Here is a 20,236-nt window from a genome sequence, read left to right as displayed (position 1 = left end):
GCATGCGGACGGCACGGTGGTACCGGCTGGGCGCCGACCTGGCGGATCTGGTCCTGCCGGGGGCCTGCGCGGGCTGCGGCGCCGAGCGGGTGCCCCTGCGCTTCGGGGCGTGTGCCGATTGCGTGGCCTTCCTGGAGGCGCTGACGCCGTTTGCGACCGCGCCGGTGCCTCCGCCCCCGGGGATGCCGTTCTGCACGGCTGTCGGGCCGTACGCGGGGCCGCTGCGGGGCGCTCTGCTGGCGTACAAGGAAAGGGGCCGGCACCGGCTCGCCCGGCCGCTGGGCTCGCTGCTCGCCGTGTCGGTGGCCGCCGCGGCCCGGCAGGGCGGCGCCGACCGGGGCACGCCGCTGCGGCTGATCCCCGTGCCCTCGACCGCGGCCGCCGTCCGGGCCCGGCACGGCGACCACATGGCGCGACTGGCCACACACGCGGTGCGACGGCTGCGCGCGGCCGGCTGGAACGCTGACGTCTCTCAGCCGCTCCGGGCGCTCCCGCGACCGGACTCTGCGTCACTGGACGTAACCGCGCGGGCCGTCGCGGCTGAGAATTCGCTGCGAATCCGGGCGACACGGATCCGAATTCCGGGACGCGGGTCCACGATGAGAGGCACGCTGATAGTGGTTGACGACATCGTCACGACCGGGGCCACGCTGGCCGCCGTCGCGCGTCGTCTTCGGGAGGCGGACATGCAGGTCACGGGCGCTGCGGTGCTGGCGGCAACCCGGCTGCGCGGACGCCGGTCGGCCATCCGGGTCCGCTCGCCCACGGCGGGTGCCACCAGGGCCGAAAGTCATCAGGTCCGTTCCCCGAACGAGGGGTGACGAGCGGGCGTCGGCAGGTTAGCGTCTTGGTGACGAGGGTGAGTGTCCGTCACTCATCCGCCACCGGAGCGAAGTCGACGGCCCGCCGCCACAAGGACGGGCTCGGCCCGCCGCACCGGAAAGGAGCGTCCTCGTAAGCCGATTCGGTGATTGGCGCGGGTTCCGCTCCGTGATCCCGGTCAGCACCGAAGCCAGCATGCCGCGTCGTAGTACGGCGCCCCCGGCACCCCGTCGCAGGGCGCCCGCAGGTACGTAACGTTGGGGGAGGTCACGAGTGGACATTGTCGTCAAGGGCCGCAACGTCGAGGTTCCCGATCACTACCGGGAACATGTCGCAGACAAACTGGCGAAGGTCGAGCGCTACGACCAGAAGCTGATCAGAGTTGACGTGGAGTTGTTCCACGAGCGCAATCCCCGGCAGTCGGACATCTGCCAGCGCGTCGAGATCACCGTGGTGACCAGGGGACCCGTGATCCGCGCCGAGGCGTGTGCCAAGGACTTCTACGCCGCACTGGACGCCGCCATCACCAAGCTGGACGGGCGCCTGCGCCGCGCCGCCGATCGTCGTCGCGTGCACCGGGGACGGCACGCGCCGGTCTCCGTGGCCGAGGCCACCGCCAAGCTGCCGACCGACCTGCCGAGCCTGACGCCGCCGGCCGAGGACTCCGCGGTGGCCACGGATCTGCTGGAACACGACGACAACCAGCCCTGGCGCATCGTGCGCGAGAAGGAGCACCCCGCCGACCCGATGACCGTCGACGACGCCCTCTTCCAGATGGAGCTCGTCGGCCACGACTTCTATCTGTTCCACGACAAGGAGAGCGGCCGGCCCAGCGTCGTGTACCGGCGCCGGGGATACGACTACGGCATTCTCAGCCTGGAAGCAACGGCCTGAGCTGAGGAGAAGCCCTCCGGCTGGCGTGCGGCGATCCCGCGCGTCAGCCGTCGAGGCGCGCCGCGTCCGCCAGCAGATCCTCCGCCAGCAGCGCGAACTGCACGTCGTCGGTGCGCCGGCCGTGGGCGGCCGGCAACCGTGAGCGCAGGTACGCCTCGCGCCGGAAACCCGCCTTCTCCAGCACCCGCTGCGAGGCCAGGTTGGACGGCAGCGCGCCGGCGATCAGCCGGGCCACTCCCGTCTCGGCGAAGGCCCACAGCGACACCAGTTGCGCGGCCCGGGTCGGGAAGCCGCGGCCCCGCCACTCCGGCAGCATGCTGTAGCCGATCATCGCCTGTCCGGTGCGCGGCTCCTGGTAGTACAGCCCGATCTCGCCCGCGTTCGTCCCGGTCGCCGCGTCCATGATGATCATGTCGGCGCGGTCGCCGGCGAGCCAGTGCGACTGGGCCCAGGCGCACCGCCGGGCCATGTCGTCGCGGCTGGGCGCGACCGGCGGCACAGTGGTGGCCACGACGTCGGGCAGGCTGTGCAGCCGGGCGTAGAAGTCGACGTCGCCGGGGGCGAGCGGGCGTACCGTCACCACGCCGTCGGTCAGCTCGCCGCCGGGCAGGTCGGGCAGCAGGCGTTCGGTCGGTCCCGGCTCGTCGCCGGCCAGCCGGGCGTAGGCCAGCAGGTCGTCGCGCCCGCCCTCGCGGTTGGGCAGCACCGCGCGGCGTACCCCCTCGGGCCGGAAGCCGGTCGCGAGCGCGACCCGCTGGCTGGCCGTGTTCTCCCGGTGGGTGAGCAGCTCGATGCGGGCCATCCCGGTGTGGAACGCGTGCTCGGTCAGCGTCCGCACGGCCGTGGTCGCGACGCCCCGCCCGCGCGCCCACGGGCCGACCCAGTAGCCCACCTCGCACTGGCCGCGGTGCGGCACCACCTTGTCCAGGCCGATCCCGCCGAGCAGGCGGTCGGTGCCGGGGTCGGCGATCGCCCACAGGCCGCCGCCGTCGGCGAACATGCCGGGGGCCACGTCGCTGATGTACTCCCGCGCCTGGCCGGCGGTGAACGGCACCGGCAGCGGCGGCATGAACCGCTGCAGCAGCGGATCGGCGTATCCGGCGACCAGGTCGTCGACGTCGCGCGGGGTGAGGCCGCGCAGCCGGACGCCGGGGCCGGCGAGTGTGGGAACGATCATGACGCACCTTTCACCAGCGACCCGACCCAGCAGTCCCGCCGTCCTCCGGCGGTCCGCAGGGCCTGCCGCAACAGTCCTTCGACCGTGAAGCCTGCCTTCTCCGCCACCCGCCGCGATGCATCGTTGCCCACCTCGGCGCGCCACTCGATCCGGTGCAGGCCCAGTTCGGCGAAGCCCCAGCGGCAGATCTCGCGGACCGCGGCGCCCGCGTGGCCGCGCCCGCGCGAGCGCGGCCCGACCGCGAAACCGATCTCGCCCACCCCGGGGTCGTCGGCCCGCGGCCGGAGATCGACCGAGCCGAGGTACGCGTCCGCGGCCCCGGCGATCGCGAAGACCGCCTCGGCGCCCCGGGCCCACCGGCCGGGGACGTCGCGCTCGACGTGGGCCAGCGCATCCTCCGCCCGGTACGGCTGCCGCCCCCCGAACCAGCGGGCGGTCAACGGGTCGCGGCGGCATTCCACGATGCCCGGTACGTCGCGACGGGCCGGCGGGCGCAGGGTGACCGGGCCGGCGCTCAGCGTGGGATGGACCCCGCCGAACGTGTGGGCGGCCCGGCGTACCGGATCGGGAACGTCCGCGCCCGCGGCCGTGAGGTCGCCGGGCCGCAGGGCGGCCAGCCACCGCGCCGGGTCCGCCGGCCCGGCGCCGGGCCGCTCGCCGATCATCGTGAAGCCGAGCCGCAGCGCGGTCAGCCGGGAGGCGTGGTTGCCCACGGTGGCCCGCCAGTCGGCCCGGGCCAGGCCCAGCCCGGCGCCGAAGGCCCAGGCCAGCAGCGCCCGGCCGGCGCGCTCGGCGATCCGGCGCCCGCGGGCCCACGGCGCCGACCAGTAGCCGAGCTCGGCCGTGCCGGCGCTCCGGTCGATCGCGTTGAGCGCGACGCTGCCGGCCAGCTCCGCGCCGGCGAACACGCCCAGGTGCAGGGCGGTGCCCGCGGCCAGCCAGCGCGGCGCCAGCTCGCCGACGAAGGCGGCGGCGTCGGTCATCCGGTACGGCCGGGGCAGCCCACTGAGCCAGCGGTGCAGCCCCGGGTCCTGACACGCCCGGCACACCGCCTCGGCGTCCGCGGCGACCCACGGGCGCAGCAGCAGCTCGTCGGTGCGCAGCCGGACCGTTTCCACGCGGTCATCCTGCCCCGACACGCCCCGGGCCGCCAAAAGGTTGCGGGGCCGCGTCCCGATGCGCTGTCAGCGAACTTGCCGCCCTGTTTCGCCGCGTTTGCGAGGTTGATCGGAGGCTCGGGTCACGGTCACCCAGACAAGACGCCTACGATGGTTCGGCAGACCGTCTAGGGGAGCGTTGACCCGTGTCGATTTTGGAAAAATTCCTGCGCGCCGGCGAAGGCCGCATGGTGCGACGGCTCAAGGCGATCGCGAACGCGGTCAACTCGATCGAGGACGACTACACCGACCTCACCGACGACGAGTTGCGCGCGTGCACCGAGCAGTTCAAGGAGCGGGTCGCCGACGGCGAATCGCTCGACTCGCTGCTCGTGGAGGCGTTCGCCGTGGCCCGCGAGGGCGCCCGCCGGGTGCTGGGGCAGCGTGCGTACGACGTCCAGCTCATGGGCGGCGCCGCGCTGCACTTCGGCAACATCCCGGAGATGAAGACCGGTGAGGGCAAGACCCTGACCGGCGTCTTCCCGGCGTACCTCAACGCGCTCAGCGGCGAGGGCGTGCACATCATCACGGTCAACGACTACCTGGCCCAGCGCGACGCCGAGTGGGTCGGCCGGGTGCACGTGTTCCTCGGTCTCACCGTCGGCGTGATCCTGCCGAACAGGCCGGCCGCCGAGCACCGCGCCGCCTACGAGTGCGACATCACGTACGGCACCAACAACGAGTTCGGCTTCGACTACCTGCGCGACAACATGGCGTGGTCGGCGGCCGAGCTGGTCCAGCGCGGCCACAACTACGCCATCGTCGACGAGGTCGACTCGATCCTCATCGACGAGGCCCGCACCCCGCTGATCATCTCCGGCCCGGGCGAGCACTCCGCCCGCTGGTACGGCGAGTTCGCCGCCCTGGTCGGCCGCCTGCAGAAGGGCAAGGACGGCGAGGGCGACTACGAGGTCGACGAGGCCAAGCGCACGGTCGCGGTGACCGAGCGCGGCGTGGCCCGGGTCGAGGACCGCCTCGGCATCGACAACCTGTACGAGTCGGTGAACACCCCGCTGGTCGGCTACCTCAACAACGCCATCAAGGCCAAGGAGCTCTACCGGCGCGACAAGGACTACATCGTCGACGAGAACGGCGAGGTGCTGATCGTCGACGAGTTCACCGGTCGCATCCTGCACGGCCGCCGCTACAACGAGGGCATGCACCAGGCCATCGAGGCCAAGGAAGGCGTCGAGGTCAAGCAGGAGAACCAGACCCTGGCCACCATCACGCTGCAGAACTACTTCCGGCTGTACTCCAAGCTCGGCGGCATGACCGGTACGGCGCAGACCGAGGCCGGCGAGTTCAACCAGGTCTACAAGGTCGGCGTCGTGTCCATCCCGACGCACCGTCCGATGATCCGCATCGACCACCCGGACGTCATCTACAAGACCGAGAAGGCCAAGTTCAACGCGGTCATCGAGGACATCGCCGAGCGGCACGCGACCGGCCAGCCGGTCCTGGTCGGCACGGTCTCGGTGGAGAATTCCGAGATCCTCTCGACCCTGCTGCGCAAGCGCGGCATCCCGCACAGCGTGCTGAACGCCAAGTTCCACGCCCAGGAAGCGACGATCATCGCGCAGGCCGGCCGCAAGGGCGGCGTCACGGTGGCCACCAACATGGCCGGCCGCGGCACCGACATCCTGCTCGGCGGCAACCCGGAGTTCCTGGCGGCCAGCGAGCTGCGCCAGCGCGGCCTCGACCCGGTCGAGGACCCGGAGGAGTACGCCAAGGCCCTCGAAGAGGTCCTGCCCAACTGGAAGGCCGCCTGCGAGGCCGAGGCGGCCGAGGTCACCGCGGCCGGCGGCCTGTACGTCCTGGGCACCGAGCGGCACGACTCGCGCCGCATCGACAACCAGCTCCGCGGCCGCTCCGGCCGGCAGGGCGACCCGGGCGAGTCCCGGTTCTACCTGTCGCTGCAGGACGACCTGATGAAGCGGTTCCGCGCCGGCGCGGTCGAGGCGGTCATGGACCGCTTCAACATCCCCGAGGACGTGCCCATCGAGTCGAAGATGGTCACCCGGCAGATCCGCAGCGCGCAGACCCAGATCGAGGGCCAGAACGCGGAGATCCGCAAGAACGTCCTCAAGTACGACGAGGTGCTGAACAAGCAGCGCATGGTCATCTACGCCGAGCGTAAGCGCGTGCTCGACGGCGAGGACATGCACGACCAGGCCCAGCACATGATCAACGACGTGGTCGAGGACTACGTCCGCGCGGCCACCTCGGACGGCTACGCCGAGGACTGGGACCTCGACCAGCTCTGGGTCAACCTCAAGCGCCTGTACCCGGTCAGCATCACCGTCGACGATCTGGTCGAGGAGTCCGGCGGCGAGCGCAGCACGCTGGACCAGGACTTCCTGATCGAGGAGCTGAAGAAGGACGCCCAGGCGGCGTACGCGGCCCGCGAGGAGGAACTCGGCGAGGACGCGGTGCGCGAACTGGAGCGCCAGGTCCTGCTCGCGGTGATCGACCGCAAGTGGCGCGAGCACCTCTACGAGATGGACTACCTGCAGGAAGGCATCAGCCTGCGGGCGTACGCCCAGCGCGACCCGGTGGTCGAGTACCAGCGCGAGGGCTTCGACATGTTCAACCAGATGATGGAGGGCATCAAGGAGGAAGCCGTCGGGTTCCTCTTCAACCTCGAGGTCCAGGTCGAGGAAGCCCCCACCGTCACCGTCGACCCGTCCCAGGCCGTCCCGCTGCCGGGCGCCGAGCCGTCCGTCGAGGTCCGCGCCAAGGGCCTGGGCGGCAACCGCCGGCCGCAGGCGCTGCAGTACACGGCGCCGACCATCGACGGCGAGGCCGGAGCCGGCGCGCCGCAGATCCAGCAGGAGCAGCAGGCCCCGGCGCTGGGCCTCGGATCGCCCGTGGTCCCGGCCGGGCCGGCGCACACGTCGGCCGGGCGGGCCCGAACCTCCGGCCAGGCCGAGGCCAGCAACGGGCCGTCGCGGAACGCTCCCTGCTACTGCGGGTCCGGGAAGAAGTACAAGCGGTGCCATGGGGCGCCTGGGGCTGTCTGAGCCTGAGTTTTGGTCGCGGCCCGCCGGTTCTCTTTCTGAGCCGGCGGGCCGCTTCTTTCTGTTCGGCTGGGTGCCTGGTGGGGCTCCGTCCGGGGGCAGCTTCGATGGCCGCGTGGGCCATTCCTGCCCCGCCGCGCCGCTCCCGGTTCCGAACTGCCATGCTGCGTCTGGCCTGGCCTGGCCTGGCCTGGCCCGGCCCGGCCCGGACTGGCCCGGACTGGCCGCTGGCCAGCCCGGACCGCGGCGCGGTGGCCAGCCCAGCCTGCGTGTGGTGGCCAGCTTGACCCGCGGCGCGGTGGCCAGCCTGGCCCGCGGCGCGGTGCCGGGCTCCGCGGCGCCCACCGCCCCACGCCCATCGCGTGCCCGGTCAGGTCGCGCCCGCCGGGCCGGGCCCACCGCGGCCATCACGCCACCTGGCTATGTGCTCCTCCGCGCCACGTCGGTTCGTTCAGCGCTCACCAGCTGCGCCCAGCGCCCCGCCTTTCGCCGAGCCCGGCCGCCCGCCGGCCGAGCCCGCCCGCCCGCCGGCCGAGCCCGCCCGCCCGCCGAGATCACGTCGGCCGCCCGCCCGCCGCGCTCGCTCGCCGGGACCGCCCCGGCCGGTCGTCTGCCGGGACCGTCCCGGGCCGCGCTCGCTCGCCGGGATCACCCCGGCCGGTCGTCTGCCGGGACCGTCCCGGGCCGCGCTCGCTCGCCGGGACCGCCCCGGTCCGAGCCCGCCCGCCGAGCCCGCCCGCCGAGCCCGCCCGCCGAGCCCGCCTGGCCTGCCACGCCAACCCTGGCCCACGCCCCCAGCACCCATGCCCTGCCCAACCCGCCCACCCGTTCGAGCGGCCCCACCGCAGGCGGCGGGAATCAGCTCGGCCAGCGCCCGGTGCAGGTCGGTGCGACCGGCCGTGGAGCCCGGGACGGCCACCGCCTGAACTGCTCGGTAGACGCCCCGGGAGCCTGCCGCGCCGGCCGGTCAGATCAGGCGGAGCGTGGTCGCCTGCCAGACCTCGTCGTGCAGTTCCAGCCGGAGGGCCATGGCGTGCGTACGGTCGCCGATGACGAGCACCGCCGCCGCCTCCACCGCGCCCTCCCGGGGCTCGCACAGCTGCAGGCGGACCACCGCCGCCGGGACCGGCCGGCGGGGTCTCGCCGCCCGGCCGGTCGTGCGGGCCTGGCGGGCCTGCGTCACCCGGTACGCCCCGGCCAGCCCCTGGGCCACGACCGTCGCCGCTTCCCGGGGCTGGGACAGCCGGCGCAGGTGGGCGGCGGGCCGGTAGCCGTTGAGGACCTCGACGCAGGTGCTCACGAAGCGGCGGACCGCCAGCCTCGCCTCGGCAGACACGCCGGTCACCGCCGTGCGCCTGCGCGGGGGCGGGGGCGGCTGCGGTGGGGGCGCCGGCCTGGTCGGTGTCGGCCAGGTCAGGGCGAGTTGGTGGGGCGGCGGCCAGGAGTGCGGGTCGCGTTCGTCGTCGAACGGGGGCTCGTGGCGGGGCGCCGGGCGCAGCCGGATCGCCGGCCTCTGCTGTTGTCTGGTCACCTCGACCGTCGACATGGCATCCCGCCAATCCTTGCGTTTGCCTACGTTTGCCTGTGACTGCGAGTGTGGCCGGACGCGTCGAGCTACGTCAATGCCAGAAATCAGCCTGTGGACAACCGCGTAGCGGGGTGTCAGTCGGGCTCGCGGTCGGTCAGCGGGTTGCGTTCCACCCAGGCGGCCGTTTCCTCGTACTTCTGCGCGATGTACTGCTCGAGCTTGGCCCGCTCGACCCGCCACTGACCCCGGCCGCCGATCTTGATCGCGGGGAGCTCGCCGCTGCGGACCATGTGGTAGACCTGCGAGTCCGAGACGTTCAGCTCGGCTGCCACGTCGGACAGCAGCATGAACCTGGACTCCACGCCTGATCTCCCCACGCCGGGTCCACCCGGCCGCCGACGATGTGCGGCTTCAGTTTGCCACCGTTTGCCTACGACGGCTGACCCTGATCCCCACCCGCCAGCGCGCGGCCGGGCAGCGGGCTCGAGTAGACCACGCTCGTGGTGACCGCGCCCAGGCCGGAGATCCGGCCGGTGACCTCCTCCAGGTGGCGCATCGAGCGGGTCAGCACCTTGAGCACGAAGCAGTCCTCGCCGGTCACGTGGTGCGCCTCGATGATCTCCGGCGTGCTGTCCAGCAGCGCGTGGAACGGGCGGTAGTTCCCGGTCGGGTAGCGCAGCCGGACCATGGCCATCACCTGCAACCCCACCCGTTCCGGGTCCACCACCGCGCGGTAGCCGGCGATCACGCCGGCCTCCTCCATCCGGCGTACCCGCTCGGCGACCGCGCTGGGCGACATCGCCACCACCCGGGCCAGCTCCGCGAAGGAGGCCCGGCCGTCGCGCTGGAGTTCTTCGAGCAGTCGCCAGTCGGTCCGGTCGATGGTGGGATCCACGGTCATGGCGGCAACCTACCGTTGATTCGAGCGCAGTCTCAAGGAATGACCATTGACCGGCCATGCCGCCGCCGGCCCGCGGACAATAGCGTGGAGACCATGATGACCCCCACGAGAGCGGCCGAGATCTTCGCCGAGCGCCTGGCCACCCAGACCGACGTCGCCGATGTGCGGGCCGCCCTGAGCACCGCCGCGCCGGGCTTCGTGCTCGTCGACTCGCGCTCGGCCGCGGCCTGGACCCAGGGCCACATCCCGGGCGCCCTGCACCTGCCCACCGCCGACATCCCCGCCCGGGCCGCGAGCCTGCTGGATCCGGACGTCCCCGTGGTCACGTACTGCTGGGGGCCCGGGTGCAACGGCGCGACCCACGCCGCTCTCGCGCTCTCCCGGCAGGGGTACGCGGTGCGGGAGATGCTCGGCGGCGTCGAGTACTGGGCGCGGGAGGGCTTCCCCCTGCGGGGCCCGGGCGGCGAGGTCGCCCGGGAGGCTGATCCGCTCACGGCACCCTGTGGATGCTGAAAACCCCCGAAAGGCCTTCCGGTAGCCTCCCCGGCGGTGTACTACGGGGACGGTCAACCGCAGGGGGAAGAGTGCCGATCACCGATCTGGTCCGGGTCTACGTGCCGGCCACCGTACCGATGCTGGCCGAGATGCGGGCTTCCGGGCATCTCGGCGCGGGCGCGACGGTCGCGCATGCCGTGACCCCGGCGCTGCGCGAGTGGTACGCCGAGGGCGACGAGGAAGAGCTGGAGTACGTGGCCTTCACCCGCGCCGCCCAGGCTGCCCTGCAGCTGTTGCGCCACGACCCGAAGGCCCCGCGCCGGCGGGTGGTGGTCTCGGCCGACGTGGCCGCCGGGGCGCTGGCCCGCGAGGACGTCGAGCTGGGCTCCAGCACCGTGCGGCTGCCCCAGGCGGTCGCGCTGCAGGAGGTCGCGTCGATCCACGTCGACGGCGAGGGCGCCGCGGAGGACATCGGCGCGGCCGCCGACGTGGTCGAGGAGGCCCTGGCCGGGGATCCCGACGCCCAGTTCACCGTGGACAGCGCCGAGGACCACGAGCTCGAGTGGTACGCGGTCAGCGAGCTCGACGAGCTGGTCTGAGCCGGCTCAGTCGTCCTGCCGCGCCGGGACGGTCTGCGCCTCCTCGGCGCGCGCGGCCCGCTCGATCTCGTCGGGGTCGGCCGGCCGCGGCGGGGCGGACGGCGGCCCGCCCGGCGCCGATTCGGCCGGTTCGGCGGGGGCGGGGCCGAGCGTCCGACCCACCGCGATGATCGCCGTGAACGCGCCCACGAAGAGCACGATCAGGCCGTTGTTGAGCCGCGACCCGCTCAGCATCTGCTGGACCGTCAGCTCCAGCTCGCTCACCTTGCCGGCCAGCTCCAGCACCCGGGAGCCGGCCGTCCGGGTCAGCCCCTCGCCGACGACCAGCAGCAGGCCGGGGCCCGCGCCGGCGAGCGCGTACAGCGGCCAGCGCAGGTCCGGGCCCTGGGTGTGGCGCCCGGCCCGGCGCAGCACCCGGTAGCCCACCAGCCCGCCGGCCAGGCCGCTGAGCACCGACTGGACCAGGCTGAACCAGCTCGCGGCGCTGGTCTGCGAGGCGGCCGAGTCACCCGAGCCGAACACCGGCAGCAGCATGTCCTGGAGCACGTTGAGCACGAAGCCGACCACGAAGACGGTGACCGCGCCCCAGCACACCGCCGCGATCACCCGCGGGTAGCGGAACCCGGCGAGCGCGCCGCCGATCGTCGCCGCGGCCGCGATGGTGCCGCCGACGACCGCGTACAGCCAGCCCTCGGTGTTGATCGTGATGATCGCCAGGGCACCCAGCAGGCCCACCGCCAGCCCGGCCCCGGTCGCGATGATGAAGCGGACGGTGACGCCCGGCGTGCGGGCGCCGCGGGTCAGCAGGGCGAGGACGGCCAGCGCCACGGCCGCGCCCGCGACCAGGCTCGCGGAGATCGCGCCGGGCAGCGCGTACGCGGTGGAGGTGACCTCCATCTCGGCCTCGGCCCGGCCGGTGATCGTGGCCCGGGCGGACCACAGCATCGCCACCATCCAGACGACGCCGACCGCGGCCAGCAGCAACCCCCGCGAGGGTGCCCGCTCCGCGCCGTTCTGAGCGCTCTGGGCCGCGTTGACCTCGCTGTCCGCCTCACTCATGGCCCTCAGGGTACGCGGGCTCCCAGCGTCCCGTGAGGGCCCTGGACGGCGGTTGTCCGCGTGCGAGGATGAACCCGACACACAATGTCGGGACGAATGAACCCACAAGGTTGAGGAGTACGTGATGGACGCCCTGCTTGCCGTACCGGAGCCCCGGAACGAGCCGGTCCGCAGCTATGCCCCGGGCAGCCCCGAGCGGGCCTCGCTGCAGGCGCGGCTGGACGCGATGGCCGGCGAGCGCCTCGATCTGACGATGACGATCGACGGCAACCGCAAGCTCGGCGGCGGCGCTGCGATCGAGGTGGTGCAGCCGCACAAGCGCCACCACGTCCTCGGGGTCGCCGGCAACGCCACGCACGAGGACGCCACCGCGGCCGTGGCCGCGGCCAAGCGGGCCGCGCCGGGCTGGCGCGCCCTGCCGTTCAGCGAGCGGGCCGCGGTGTTCCTGCGCGCCGCCGAGCTGCTGGCCGGCGGCTGGCGCGACACCCTCAACGCGGCGACGATCCTGGGCCAGTCGAAGTCCGTCCACCAGGCCGAGATCGACGCGGCCTGCGAGCTGATCGACTTCCTACGGTTCAACGTCGCGTTCGGCGAGAAGATCCTGGGCGAGCAGCCGCAGTCCTCGCCGGGGGTGTGGAACCGCTTCGACCACCGCCCGCTCGAGGGCTTCGTCTACGCGATCACCCCGTTCAACTTCACCGCGATCGCCGGCAACCTGCCCTCGGCGCCCGCGCTGATGGGCAACACCGTGGTCTGGAAGCCGTCGCCCACCCAGCAGCTCTCGGCGCACTTCACCATGCGGCTGTTCGAGGCGGCCGGCCTGCCGCCGGGCGTGATCAACATGGTCACCGGCGACGGCCTGGCCGTGTCCGACGTGGTGCTGGCCGATCCCGACCTGGCCGGCATCCACTTCACCGGCTCGACGGCGACCTTCCGGCACCTGTGGCGCGAGGTCGGGTCGAACATCGACCGCTACCGGTCGTACCCGCGGCTGGTCGGGGAGACCGGCGGCAAGGACTTCGTCTTCGCGCACGCCAGCGCCGACGCCGACATGCTGCACACGGCGCTGCTGCGCGGCGCGTACGAGTACCAGGGTCAGAAGTGCTCGGCCGCGTCGCGGGCCTACGTGCCCCGCTCCATCTGGGAGGGCGGCCTGCGGGACCGGCTCGCGGCCTCGGTCTCCTCGATCCGGTACGGCGACGTCACCGACCTGTCGGTCTTCGGCGGCGCGGTGATCGACGGCCGGGCGTTCGCCAAGCACGCCGCGGCGCTCGACCGGATCAAGAACAGCGCCGCCTGCACCGTGCTGGCGGGCGGCACGGCCGACGACAGCGAGGGCTGGTTCGTCGCACCGACCCTGGTGGAGTCCAGCGACCCGGCGCACGAGATCTTCACGACCGAGTACTTCGGCCCGATCCTGGGCGTGCACGTCTACGAGGACGGCGCCTTCGCCGACGCGGTCGCCCAGGCCGAGTCCGTGTCGCCCTACGCGCTCACCGGCTCGATCTTCGCCACCGATCGCTCGGTCGTGGACTGGGCCACCACCGCGCTGCGCGACGCGGCCGGCAACTTCTACATCAACGACAAGCCGACCGGCGCGGTCGTCGGGCAGCAGCCCTTCGGCGGCGCGCGCGGCAGCGGCACCAACGACAAGGCCGGCTCGGTGCTGAACCTGCACCGGTGGGTCTCGCCGCGGACGATCAAGGAGACCTTCGAGGCGCCGACGTCCTGGCAGTACCCCCACATGGGGTGATTGTCGGGGTTTGGGGGCCGCTGCGTTTTCTTCACGCGGCGGCCCGCGTTCTTTGGGGGAGTTGTCGACCTGCAGCGCCGTCTGACCGTTTTCGTGCACCATCTTACCTCGGCGGAGTCCTCCTCACCGGCAAAACGCCCGGTCCCGACCCTCGTGGTCGGACTGTCTGTGCGGGACAGTCGCTTGTGGAGACGCAAATTGGACGGATCGGGCGAAATCCTGGACGCCGGGACGACAAAGTGGCAGCTTAGAGGCATGCCCGACTCTCAAATCAATCCCACGGCTGCCGCCCTTCTGGGCCTGCTCCACGAGGGCCCGATGACCGGTGGACAGCTCATGGCGGCTGCCGAACGCCGCCTCGGGCCGTACTGGTCGATGACGCGGAGCCAGGTCTACCGCGAATTGCCCGTGCTGGCCGAGATGGGCTTCGTCCGCCTCGGCAAGCCTGGACCCCGGTCCAGCCAGCCCTATGCCATCACCGCCAGCGGCAAGCGTGCCTTCAGCCGCTGGCTCGCCGAGTCACCCGGCCGCGACGCGATCCGCAACCCGGTCGCGCTGCGCGTCGCGTTCGGCCAGCAGCACTCCGGCAACCAGCTCAGGACGCTCTACACCGGCGCCAACGAGTACCACTCGGAGGCCCTGGCGATGGCCCGGGAGCAGGCCAAGGAGGCCAAGAAGGCCGGCGACGCGTACGGCGCGGCCGCCCTCGAGTTCGCCGTGGCCTACCACAAGGCGGCCCTGAGCTGGCTGAAGGTCGCTCCGGCGGAGTAGCTCCGCAACCAGGAAGTACCGGCCGCCCGGCCGGACGACCGGCCGGGCGGCGTATTCTCGACAGTCGTGAGTGCAGCCGACTTCCCTGAACAGCTCAAAGCCCTCGACGCCACCCTGCGCAACATCGAGAACGTCCTCGACGTGGACAAGCTGCGCCGAGACAAGGCGGAGCTCGAGGAGCAGGCCTCCGCCCCCGACCTGTGGGACGACCAGGCCCGCGCCCAGGAGGTCAACTCGCGCCTGTCGTACCTCAGCGGCGAGATCGCCCGGCTGGAGAAGCTCCGCCAGCGCATCGACGACGCGGAGCTGCTGCTCGAGATGGCCCGCGAGGCCGCCGACGAGGAATCCATCGCCGAGGTCGGCCACGAGCTCGTCTCGCTGAGCAAGGCCGTCGAGGAGATGGAGGTCCGCACCCTGCTCTCCGGCGAGTACGACTCCCGCGAGGCCGTGGTGGCCATCCGTGCGGGCGCCGGTGGCGTGGACGCCGCCGACTTCGCCGAGATGCTGATGCGGATGTACCTGCGCTGGGCCGAGCGCCACGGCTACCCGACGGAGGTCTACGAGACCTCGTACGCCGAGGAGGCGGGCCTCAAGTCCGCGACCTTCGCCGTCAAGGTCCCGTACGCCTACGGCACCCTGAGCGTGGAGTCGGGCACCCACCGGCTGGTGCGGATCAGCCCGTTCGACAACCAGGGCCGGCGCCAGACCAGCTTCGCCGGCGTGGAGGTCATGCCGGTGGTCGAACAGACCGACCACATCGACATTCCGGACAACGAGCTGCGGACGGACGTCTACCGTTCGTCCGGGCCTGGTGGACAGAGCGTTAACACCACCGACTCGGCTGTGCGCCTCACGCACATTCCGACGGGCATCGTGGTGACGTGTCAGAACGAGAAATCTCAGCTGCAGAACAAGGCCTCCGCGATGCGGGTGCTCCAGGCGCGACTGCTCGAACGCAAGCGCCAGGAAGAGGAGGCGAAGATGGCCGGCCTCAAGCAGGACACCACCGGATCGTGGGGCGATCAGATGCGCAGCTACGTCCTGCACCCGTACCAGATGGTCAAGGATCTGCGCACTGAGCAGGAGACCGGCAATCCGAGCTCGGTCTTCGACGGCGAGCTCGACGAGTTCATCGAGGCCGGCATCCGGTGGCGCAAGCAGACCCAGATCAAGGCCTGAGCGGGCGCCGACACGCCGCCTGAACGAACGGTCAGGCGGCGTTCGCCGGGCCGGTGGTCCGGGTTGCCCGCACGGGGGAGGGGCGACTGGTCGGCACCGAATGTGCCAAAATCCTGACCCCGCCGGGCTTGGCGTTTTCGTTACACCGCGTAGACTCTCGACCCGTGATTCAGCTCGAGAACGTGACGAAGACGTATCCGAAGGCGTCTCGGCCGTCGTTGGACGATGTCAGCGTCGGTATCGAGAAGGGTGAGTTCGTCTTCTTCATCGGCCCCTCCGGTTCCGGCAAGTCGACGATCATCAAGCTCCTGCTGCACGAGGTGGCCCCCTCGCGCGGCAAGGTCGTGGTGAACGCGAAGGATGTCACCACCATGCGGTCGTGGAAGATCCCACACTTCCGGCGCTCCATCGGATGTGTGTTCCAGGACTTCCGCCTGCTGCCCAACCGCACCGCGTACGAGAACGTGGCGTTCGCCCTCGAGGTGATCGGCAAGACCAAGGCCGTCGCCCGCCGGGTGGTGCCCGAGGTTCTCGAGCTGGTCGGCCTGGGCGGCAAGGAGCACCGCTACCCGCACGAGCTGTCGGGCGGTGAGCAGCAGCGGGTCGCCGTGGCGCGGGCGTTCGTCAACCGGCCGCTGATCCTGCTGGCCGACGAGCCCACGGGCAACCTCGACCCCGACACCTCCATCGAGATCATGCGGCTGCTGGACCGGATCAACCGAACCGGCACGACGGTCGTGATGGTCACCCACGACTCCAACATCGTCAACCAGATGCGCCGCCGGGTCATCGAGATCGAGAGCGGACGGATCGTCCGCGACCAGGCCCGGGGCGTGTACGGCTGACCGCCGGGCCCCGCCCCCCACACTGCATCTGAAGTAAGCCGCGGAGTCCCGGAAGGAACCCCCGATGCGTTTCAAGTACGTCCTCAACGAGGTGCTGGTCGGCCTGTGGCGCAACGTCACGATGACCATCGCCATGATCATCACGATGTCGGTCTCCCTCACGATGCTGGGCGCCAGCGTGCTCATGTACATGCAGGTCGACCAGATGAAGAACTACTACTACGGGGAGATCGAGGTCTCGATCTTCCTGCGTGAGGACGTCACCGACGCGCAGCGCGCCACGATCGAGCAGGCGATCACCTCCAGCCCGCTGGTCGCCGAGAAGGTGTACGAGACGCGCGAGCAGGCCTTCGAGAAGTTCAAGGTGCTCTGGCGGGACTCGCCCGACTTCGTCAAGTCGGTCACCCCGGACAGCCTGCCGGAATCGTGGCGGGTGAAGCTCAAGGACCCGGAGCAGTACGAGGCGTTCCACGCGCAGATCGAGGGCACCCCGGGCATCCAGGACATCGTCGACCAGCGCGAACTGCTGGACAAGGTCTTCAAGATCTTCAACGCAATCCAGGTGGGGGCGCTGGTGGTCGCGGGCTTCATGGCCCTGGCGGCGCTGTTGCTGGTCGGCAACACGATCCAGGTGGCGGCGTACAGCAAGCGGCGCGAGGTCGCGGTGATGAAACTGGTCGGCGCGTCCAACTGGTTCATCCAGGCGCCGTTCGTGCTCGAGGCGGTGGTGGCCGGCCTGATCGGCGCGATCCTGGGGTTCGTGTTCATCTTCGTCGGCAAGGTCGTCCTGCTCGACGGCCGATTGCAGGCCCTGACGAACGTGCTGACGCCCATCCCGGACGGCAACGTGTGGCTGATGTTGCCGCTGCTGGCCGGCGTCGGCGCCGGCGTCAGCGCGATCACCGCCTGGATCACCCTGCGGTTCTACCTCAAGGTCTGACCCTGTTCCTGCCCATCGCCGCGCGTCCTTGTCGGGAGACGCGCGGCGATGGCGTTTTCGGGGGATTAGCCGGCTAACCGCGAATTGTCACGGATGGTCGGAGTACGGTGACTCTTCGTGGACTCCAGTCACTCGCGACCCAGCCGGTTCACCGCGGCCCTCGCCGCCGGCCTGAGCCTGCTCTGTGCCGCCACCGTGGCGCTCGCGGCGCCCGCGGCCGCCGCCGGCCCGGGGGACGACGCCAAGCGCGCGAGCCGGGCGGTGGACCGCGCGGAGGCGATCCTCGAGCACGCCACCGCGACGGCCCGCAACGCCGCCCGCCGCCTGGCCGCGGCCACCGCGGCGCTGCCCGCGGCGCAGCAGAAGGTCGCCACCAGCCGCGGCGTCGTCGTCGCGGCCTCCGTCCAGGCCGGCACGGCCCGGCGCAAGGCCGACACCGCCCGCGCCGCCTACGACGCGGTCGCCGGCCGCTTCGAGCACGCCCAGCATCGGGTCGTCGAGGCCCGCGACCGGGTCGACGAGATCGCTGCCGCCTCGTACATGGGCGGCAACTTCGCCGCCCTCAACGTGCTGGTCGGCGCGCGCGGGCCGCAGGACGCCATGGACCGCCTCGGCCTGGTCGACCAGGTCATGCAGAAGCAGCGGGGGAGCGTGGACGAGCTCATCGGGGCGCGGCGCGCCGCCCGTACCGCCCAGGACCGTGCCGGGCTCGCCAAGCGGGCCGCCGAACAGGCCGAGCAGGAGGCTGTCGACAAGCTCGCGGCGGCCAAGCGGGCGCAGGTCGCCGCCCAGCAGGCCCGCGCGGCGGTCGTCCGGCTGGCCCAGAGCCGGCGCTCCGCCCTGATCGTCGCGCGCTCCCAGCGCGCCGCCGTGCTCGCCGAGTACGAGGCCGCCAAGGCCGAGGAGGCCCGGATCCAGCGCGCCCTGCGCGCCTGGGGCGCCAAGAACGACGACGACGGCGGCGACTACGTCGGCGGCGACCTGCTGATGCCGGTGCACGGCTGGAAGTCCAGCGACTTCGGCAACCGCTACGACCCGTTCTACCGGGTCTGGCAGCTGCACGCGGGCACGGACTTCGCCGCCGGCGGCGGCACCCCGATCCACGCGGCGGCCGGCGGGCGGGTCGTGCGGTCCGGCTGGGCCGGCGGGTACGGCAACTACACCTGCATCAGCCACGGCCGGCGCGACGGCCGCAACTTCTCCACCTGCTACGGCCACCAGTCCAAGATCCTGGTGCACGACGGCGAGTACGTGCGGCGCGGCGAGGTGATCGGCCGGGTCGGCACCACGGGCGCCTCCACCGGCTTTCACCTGCACTTCGAGACGCGCTTCGACGGCGTACCGAAGAACCCGCTGCAGTATTTACCCGGATGCCTCTGCTGAGCGTCCGCGCGTACCATGGAGGGGTCCGGCCGGTCGGCCGGGCCTTTTCTTTTGCCACCCGCAAGGAGCCCACCGATGCCACGCGAACAGGGGCGCAAGGTCGTGGCCTCGAACCGCAAGGCTCGGCACGACTACGCCATCCTCGACACCTACGAGGCCGGCATGGTGCTGACCGGCACCGAGGTCAAGTCGCTGCGGGCCGGGCGGTCCTCGCTGGTCGACGCGTTCGGCCACGAGAACAACGGCGAGATCTTCCTGCACGGGATGCACATCCCGGAGTACACCCAGGGCACGTGGACTAACCACGAGCCGCGCCGGGTGCGCAAGCTGCTGCTCAAGCGCGACGAGATCCACAAGATGATGGGCAAGCTGCGCGAGGACGGCCTCACCCTGGTGCCGCTGTCGGTCTACTTCCACAACGGGTACGCCAAGGTCGAGCTCGGCCTGGCCAAGGGCAAGAAGGCGTACGACAAGCGCCAGGACCTCGCCGCCCGGGACGCGCAGAAGGAGATCAACAAGGCGCTGGGCCGCCGTAGCAAGGGCATGGTCTGACCGGTAGTGTCGCCGCGGCCCACCCGTCGCGCGAAGGGACCGCAGTTGCCCGGCAAGCACACCACCGTCTTCCCCCTGCGCCGGTACAGCTTCATCGCGGCGGCGGCCACCCTGCTCGTCGTCCTGGTCTCCTGGGTCGCGGTACGGGCGGTCGGGCCGGCCCAGCCGGACAACCGCGTCCCCCTGCTGGTCCAGCCGACGGTGCCCCTGGGCGGCGCGACCCCGGCGGCCCTGGTGTCCGCCTCGCCCGCCGCCGCCTCGACCCCGCCGCCGGCCTCGCCCAGCCCTTCCCGTTCCGCCTCCGCCTCCGCGTCGGCCCGCCCCACCGCCAAGCCCACCGAGAAGACGACGACCAAGCCCGCGCCGCGCCGCACGACGGCCGCCCCGCGACCCCCGGCGGCGTCGTTCACCGCGGCCTACCGGACCGGCGCGAGCTGGGAACGCGGCTTCATCGGCGCGGTCCAGGTGACGAACACCAGCGGCCAGCCGCGGGCCTGGACGGTCCGGATCGCGTACCCCGCGGCCGCCGGCGTGCGCGTCGGCAACGTCTGGAACGCCCAGCTGACCCGGCAGGACGACGCCTTCGTCCTCACCGGCGGCCCGCTCGCCCCGGGCGCCACGGCCAACCTCGGGTTCGAGGCATCCAAGCAGGTCAGGGACGCGATCCAGCCCACCGCGTGCACCGTCGACGGCGCGCCGTGCCGGGTGAGCTGATACCGGGATGAAGTCCCGGGAGCGACGCGTTAGAGTTGAGCGGGTACACAACCGGGGGGTGACTGGTTTCGACTTCGTACGTGGAGACAGGGGAAGCGAGCCGAGGAAGCCGACGTCGTCTCGAGAATCGGTCGTCGGAAACCAATAAGCGCCGATTCCAATCGCGCTGAGTTCGCTCTCGCCGCCTGAGGCGAGTAGCGACTCTGTCGGGCTGAGAACACCTTCGTCTCAGACTTCCGGCATCAGCTAGAAGGTTGGCCAACCGGTCCCGGTCGCGGGGGCCGCGCGGCGAGATTAATCAGCGACTGGGCCCGTCACGGCATCTTGCTCACGTGAACGCCGGGGCCGAGTAGAGGCATAGTGAGCTGCGCTCGGAGAAGCCCTGACAAAACAACGAAGGACCCGGGTTCGATTCCCGGCACCTCCACGGCCGACGGCCCCTTGTTCGCG

General features: G+C 71.8%; 19 protein-coding genes and 1 other RNA gene. 14 read left to right on the top strand and 6 right to left on the bottom strand.

Going from position 1 to position 20,236, the window contains the following annotated elements:
• Positions 1-2: 2 nt before the first annotated feature.
• Both Ani05nite_RS28620 and hpf read left to right on the top strand, forming a co-directional pair.
• Positions 3-821, top strand: coding sequence for a ComF family protein (locus tag Ani05nite_RS28620; protein WP_203773441.1), 819 nt, complete (start codon positions 3-5; stop codon positions 819-821).
• Between the two features lie 274 nt (positions 822-1,095).
• Positions 1,096-1,716, top strand: a complete 621-nt coding sequence (hpf, locus tag Ani05nite_RS28615; protein WP_203773439.1) for a ribosome hibernation-promoting factor, HPF/YfiA family — start codon at positions 1,096-1,098, stop codon at positions 1,714-1,716.
• 43 nt (positions 1,717-1,759) lie between these two features.
• On the opposite strand, the gene Ani05nite_RS28610 is transcribed toward hpf, so the two are convergent.
• Together Ani05nite_RS28610 and Ani05nite_RS28605 are read right to left on the bottom strand one after the other, a co-directional pair.
• Positions 1,760-2,893 (bottom strand): GNAT family N-acetyltransferase, encoded by a 1,134-nt coding sequence (locus Ani05nite_RS28610; protein WP_203773437.1) that lies wholly within the window; start codon positions 2,891-2,893, stop codon positions 1,760-1,762.
• The gene (locus Ani05nite_RS28605; protein WP_203773435.1) at positions 2,890-4,011 is read right to left on the bottom strand and encodes a GNAT family N-acetyltransferase; all 1,122 of its coding nucleotides are present in this window, start codon (positions 4,009-4,011) and stop codon (positions 2,890-2,892) included. Before Ani05nite_RS28605 ends, Ani05nite_RS28610 begins: the two co-directional genes overlap by 4 nt.
• A gap of 185 nt (positions 4,012-4,196) precedes the next feature.
• Here Ani05nite_RS28605 and secA point away from each other — a divergent pair, with 185 nt between their 5' ends.
• Complete coding sequence (gene secA / locus Ani05nite_RS28600) at positions 4,197-7,070, top strand: preprotein translocase subunit SecA (RefSeq protein WP_203773433.1); 2,874 nt, start codon at positions 4,197-4,199, stop codon at positions 7,068-7,070.
• A gap of 964 nt (positions 7,071-8,034) precedes the next feature.
• On the opposite strand, the gene Ani05nite_RS28595 is transcribed toward secA, so the two are convergent.
• The 3 genes from Ani05nite_RS28595 to Ani05nite_RS28585 all read right to left on the bottom strand — a co-directional run bounded on the left by Ani05nite_RS28595 (position 8,035) and on the right by Ani05nite_RS28585 (position 9,496).
• Positions 8,035-8,613 (bottom strand): Rv3235 family protein, encoded by a 579-nt coding sequence (locus tag Ani05nite_RS28595; RefSeq protein ID WP_203773431.1) that lies wholly within the window; start codon positions 8,611-8,613, stop codon positions 8,035-8,037.
• A 116-nt stretch (positions 8,614-8,729) separates the two neighbouring features.
• Positions 8,730-8,942: a helix-turn-helix domain-containing protein gene (locus Ani05nite_RS28590; protein ID WP_203773582.1), complete on the bottom strand. Its 213-nt coding sequence runs from the start codon at positions 8,940-8,942 to the stop codon at positions 8,730-8,732.
• Positions 8,943-9,025: 83 nt separating this feature from the next.
• Positions 9,026-9,496 carry an Lrp/AsnC family transcriptional regulator gene (locus Ani05nite_RS28585; protein WP_203773429.1) on the bottom strand — a complete coding sequence of 157 codons (471 nt, stop codon included), beginning with the start codon at positions 9,494-9,496 and terminating at the stop codon, positions 9,026-9,028.
• A 96-nt stretch (positions 9,497-9,592) separates the two neighbouring features.
• Between Ani05nite_RS28585 and Ani05nite_RS28580 the strand changes: the two genes are divergently transcribed.
• Both Ani05nite_RS28580 and Ani05nite_RS28575 read left to right on the top strand, forming a co-directional pair.
• On the top strand, positions 9,593-10,009 hold the full coding sequence (locus Ani05nite_RS28580; RefSeq protein ID WP_239130716.1) for a rhodanese-like domain-containing protein: 417 nt from the start codon (positions 9,593-9,595) through the stop codon (positions 10,007-10,009).
• Between the two features lie 119 nt (positions 10,010-10,128).
• Positions 10,129-10,590: a DUF6912 family protein gene (locus Ani05nite_RS28575; protein ID WP_203773580.1), complete on the top strand. Its 462-nt coding sequence runs from the start codon at positions 10,129-10,131 to the stop codon at positions 10,588-10,590.
• 6 nt (positions 10,591-10,596) lie between these two features.
• Here the strand turns inward: Ani05nite_RS28575 and Ani05nite_RS28570 are convergent, their stop codons facing one another.
• Positions 10,597-11,649 carry a hypothetical protein gene (locus Ani05nite_RS28570; RefSeq protein ID WP_239130715.1) on the bottom strand — a complete coding sequence of 351 codons (1,053 nt, stop codon included), beginning with the start codon at positions 11,647-11,649 and terminating at the stop codon, positions 10,597-10,599.
• A 124-nt stretch (positions 11,650-11,773) separates the two neighbouring features.
• On the opposite strand from Ani05nite_RS28570, the gene pruA reads away from it, so the two are divergent.
• The 9 genes from pruA to ssrA all read left to right on the top strand — a co-directional run bounded on the left by pruA (position 11,774) and on the right by ssrA (position 20,216).
• Positions 11,774-13,402, top strand: coding sequence for an L-glutamate gamma-semialdehyde dehydrogenase (gene pruA, locus Ani05nite_RS28565; RefSeq protein ID WP_203773425.1), 1,629 nt, complete (start codon positions 11,774-11,776; stop codon positions 13,400-13,402).
• Between the two features lie 255 nt (positions 13,403-13,657).
• The gene (locus Ani05nite_RS28560) at positions 13,658-14,173 is read left to right on the top strand and encodes a PadR family transcriptional regulator (protein WP_203773423.1); all 516 of its coding nucleotides are present in this window, start codon (positions 13,658-13,660) and stop codon (positions 14,171-14,173) included.
• Between the two features lie 66 nt (positions 14,174-14,239).
• A complete protein-coding gene (prfB, locus tag Ani05nite_RS28555) occupies positions 14,240-15,352 on the top strand; it encodes a peptide chain release factor 2 (RefSeq protein ID WP_203773421.1) in 1,113 nt (370 codons plus the stop codon).
• Between the two features lie 164 nt (positions 15,353-15,516).
• Positions 15,517-16,197: a cell division ATP-binding protein FtsE gene (gene ftsE / locus Ani05nite_RS28550; protein ID WP_023358989.1), complete on the top strand. Its 681-nt coding sequence runs from the start codon at positions 15,517-15,519 to the stop codon at positions 16,195-16,197.
• Between the two features lie 64 nt (positions 16,198-16,261).
• Complete coding sequence (ftsX, locus tag Ani05nite_RS28545; protein ID WP_203773419.1) at positions 16,262-17,137, top strand: permease-like cell division protein FtsX; 876 nt, start codon at positions 16,262-16,264, stop codon at positions 17,135-17,137.
• A 117-nt stretch (positions 17,138-17,254) separates the two neighbouring features.
• Entirely contained in the window at positions 17,255-18,520 is a 1,266-nt protein-coding gene (locus tag Ani05nite_RS28540; protein WP_239130713.1) for a M23 family metallopeptidase, read from the top strand.
• A 75-nt stretch (positions 18,521-18,595) separates the two neighbouring features.
• Complete coding sequence (gene smpB / locus Ani05nite_RS28535) at positions 18,596-19,072, top strand: SsrA-binding protein SmpB (RefSeq protein ID WP_203773414.1); 477 nt, start codon at positions 18,596-18,598, stop codon at positions 19,070-19,072.
• Positions 19,073-19,117: 45 nt separating this feature from the next.
• Positions 19,118-19,786, top strand: coding sequence for a cellulose binding domain-containing protein (locus Ani05nite_RS28530; RefSeq protein ID WP_203773412.1), 669 nt, complete (start codon positions 19,118-19,120; stop codon positions 19,784-19,786).
• Positions 19,787-19,840: 54 nt separating this feature from the next.
• Positions 19,841-20,216, top strand: a transfer-messenger RNA (tmRNA) gene (gene ssrA, locus Ani05nite_RS28525).
• The last annotated feature ends 20 nt before the right edge of the window (positions 20,217-20,236 follow it).

The sequence above is a fragment of the Actinoplanes nipponensis genome, from assembly GCF_016862275.1.
GTDB classification, from domain to species: Bacteria; Actinomycetota; Actinomycetes; order Mycobacteriales; family Micromonosporaceae; genus Actinoplanes; species Actinoplanes nipponensis.
This window is presented reverse-complemented; position numbering and strand designations above follow the sequence as displayed.